The sequence below is a fragment of the Palleronia caenipelagi genome, from assembly GCF_007004065.1.
GTDB classification, from domain to species: Bacteria; Pseudomonadota; Alphaproteobacteria; order Rhodobacterales; family Rhodobacteraceae; genus Palleronia; species Palleronia caenipelagi.
Genome location: NZ_VFSV01000116.1, coordinates 1 through 2,390, shown reverse-complemented (window position 1 = coordinate 2,390; position 2,390 = coordinate 1). Strand labels below are relative to the sequence as shown.

Below are 2,390 nucleotides of genomic sequence, written 5' to 3'. Positions count from 1 at the left end.
GGATGTTGTGACCGCAGCCGCAGAGGCCCGCGAAAAGGGCATCACCTTCGGTTCCTTTGAGTGGGCATCGGGTCAGACGTCCGTCGGCTTTCATATGGCCCGTCATTGGTTCGATGGCGCTTCGTCGTCGCAGCAGTTTCGCGATGGTCCTGGTGACACCGCGCCTTACACCGCTGATGAAGACCTTCACTGTTTCAACGCCGTGGCCACGGCAGCCACGGTCGACGAAGGCCATGTCCGGGCGCCGGTCGGTCAGGATGTCCACCTGTTCCAGTGCCGCGTGCAGAGTGTGCCCGTCGTAAGGGTCGTAAGGATTGCCCGGCAGTGATCGCATGCCGGCGACGAAGCCACCTTCCGTGATGGTCGCGACGCTGACCTTCGTGCCGAACTCACAGCGCTTGTGCGCCTTGCCTTTCGAGATACAAGCCACCGCCGGTTCGTGCAGGCTGTAAAGCGTCTTTCGGTCCTGTGGCTTCTGCGCCAGCAACCGGTTTACCAGCGCCGTCATCTCCGCGATCCGCGCTTTCAGCGGTCCCTCAGTCCCCTTGTCTGTCTGCCGTTCGATGTCGCGCAGCACGCGGCCGGTATGGCCCTTGAGCCGACGCAGGGCCTTGCGCATCCTCCTGAACTGGCGGGCATGGGCATCGCGCCCGACCTGCCCGCAAAGCCGGGGCCGAGGCGATTGTCGTTCTGGCGCAGGTTGATATCGGCCGCACGGGCCAGCCCGACCAGCTTGCGCCGTGCGACGTCGTAAAGCCGGGCATCGGTGGGGTGCGCGATGTTCTTTTCCATCACCGTGGTCTCGACAGTGATCTTCCTGAGATGGTCATCCTGCACCATTCCGGCGCGCTGTCCGGCCCTGATCGTCCCGGTCAGCAGCCACTCGACACCTTCCTCGCCGATCCGGTTGCGCCAACGCGTCATCGACGAGGGGTCGATCGGCAGGCGATGCCGGAAGACCGTCTCGCCGCAGAAATGCTGCCAGTAAGGCGTCCCGGCCCACCGTGCACGACCGCCTCGTCGGACAACCGAAAGGCGTGCCGGAGATACAAAAGCCCCGCGACCAGGCGCGTCGGCGTGGCAGGGCGACCGGTCTGCGACGGGAACAACCCGGCCCATTCCCGCTTGAACACCTCCCGGTCGATCAGAGCGGCGAGCTTCACCAGTTCGTGGCGCATGTCGATCATCCCGACCCGTCGCGCGCGCAGCAGATCACTCTGTTTCGGGGAAGGCTTTCCGGGCTTCATATCGCAGCTCGAAATTGCAGGGGTCCGGCTGCAAAAATACCAAATGCCGGGCCTGAAGCCTACCGGAGACACTGTGTTATATATACAAACAATGGGATGGGTGTTGTTCAGGGCGAACTATCGAGCAGGACCAAAGGTTCATAAAGAAGATCACCCGCCCGATGATGGGCTTCGAATCCTTCGATACGGCGCGGGCGACCCTCGCGGGGGTCGAGATAGCTCACATGATCCGGAAGGGGCCACTTGGCGATGGCGGACGCACTCCGTTCCAGGTCTTCGTAGACCTCGCAGGACAAGTGCGCCTCGCCAAAGGGCTATCCGCTCGCGCCAGAAAAGTTTGTCACAGAACCGCTCGGAGAGCATAAGATCAAACGTTTGACCGTCCCGGTCCACTGCCCGTTACAGGTGATCCATTTCCCTTTCACACGCATGTAGGGAGCTACTCCCGTTTGGTCACTCACATCGTCCACTGGACAATGTGCCGGTTGCGCTGGTTCATTATTAATTCCATGCGCGAAGAGCGCGCTGTTTGTGCTTTGCGCCGCTGGGCTGCATCAACGATCAGTGGCGCGTTATTTCGCTACCCGGCGTTTCAGTGTCGCATGGTCGACAGGGATTCCCCGTTAGGCCATGATCTCCTGCAGGTCACGATACGAGGCGGCGTATCGCACGGAGAAATACACTGCGCAAAGGATGACGTCCCTAGGATAGTTAGCGCCCCTGAAGTCGATCATTTTATCATTCCCCCAGCAGGGCCGTTGGAGCCGTCGAAATATCGACGCCACCCAAAAGACGAAAAATCTCGCCGAACTTTGCGACGGAACCTTGCCCGCCTACTGACGACTGGTCTTCCCCCACTGAAGTGGTCCTCCGCTATGTTTAGGAAAACGGAGGAAACAGATGGCAAACAAGCGACCAAAGCCAGAAGAGATTGTTACGAAGTTACGGCAGGTTGAGGTTCTGACGGGGCAAGGGATGCCGCGTCTGGATGCGATCCGCCAGATCGGCGTGACTGAACAGACGTTCTACCGCTGGAAGAAAAAGTACGGTGGAATGGGCACGGACCAATTGAAGGAACTAAAGCGTCTTCAGAAAGAGAATGAGCGGCTGCGCAAGGCTGTTTCGGATCTGACCCTGGACAAG

At 60.1% G+C, this 2,390-nt stretch carries 1 protein-coding gene and 3 pseudogenes; 2 read left to right on the top strand and 2 right to left on the bottom strand.

The features are described from left to right. A pseudogene (locus tag FEV53_RS20035) lies at positions 1–1,247 on the bottom strand (IS5 family transposase); the annotation flags it as partial. A gap of 119 nt (positions 1,248–1,366) precedes the next feature. Here FEV53_RS20035 and FEV53_RS21790 point away from each other — a divergent pair. Continuing rightward, positions 1,367–1,612 (top strand): annotated as a pseudogene (locus FEV53_RS21790) (hypothetical protein); the annotation flags it as partial. Here the strand turns inward: FEV53_RS21790 and FEV53_RS21785 are convergent. After that, a pseudogene (locus tag FEV53_RS21785) lies at positions 1,596–1,981 on the bottom strand (hypothetical protein); the annotation flags it as partial. The pseudogenes FEV53_RS21790 and FEV53_RS21785 overlap by 17 nt on opposite strands. A 166-nt stretch (positions 1,982–2,147) precedes the next feature. Here FEV53_RS21785 and FEV53_RS20025 point away from each other — a divergent pair. Beyond that, a partial coding sequence (locus FEV53_RS20025) for a transposase (protein ID WP_142836113.1) occupies positions 2,148–2,390 on the top strand: 243 nt, incomplete at its 3' end.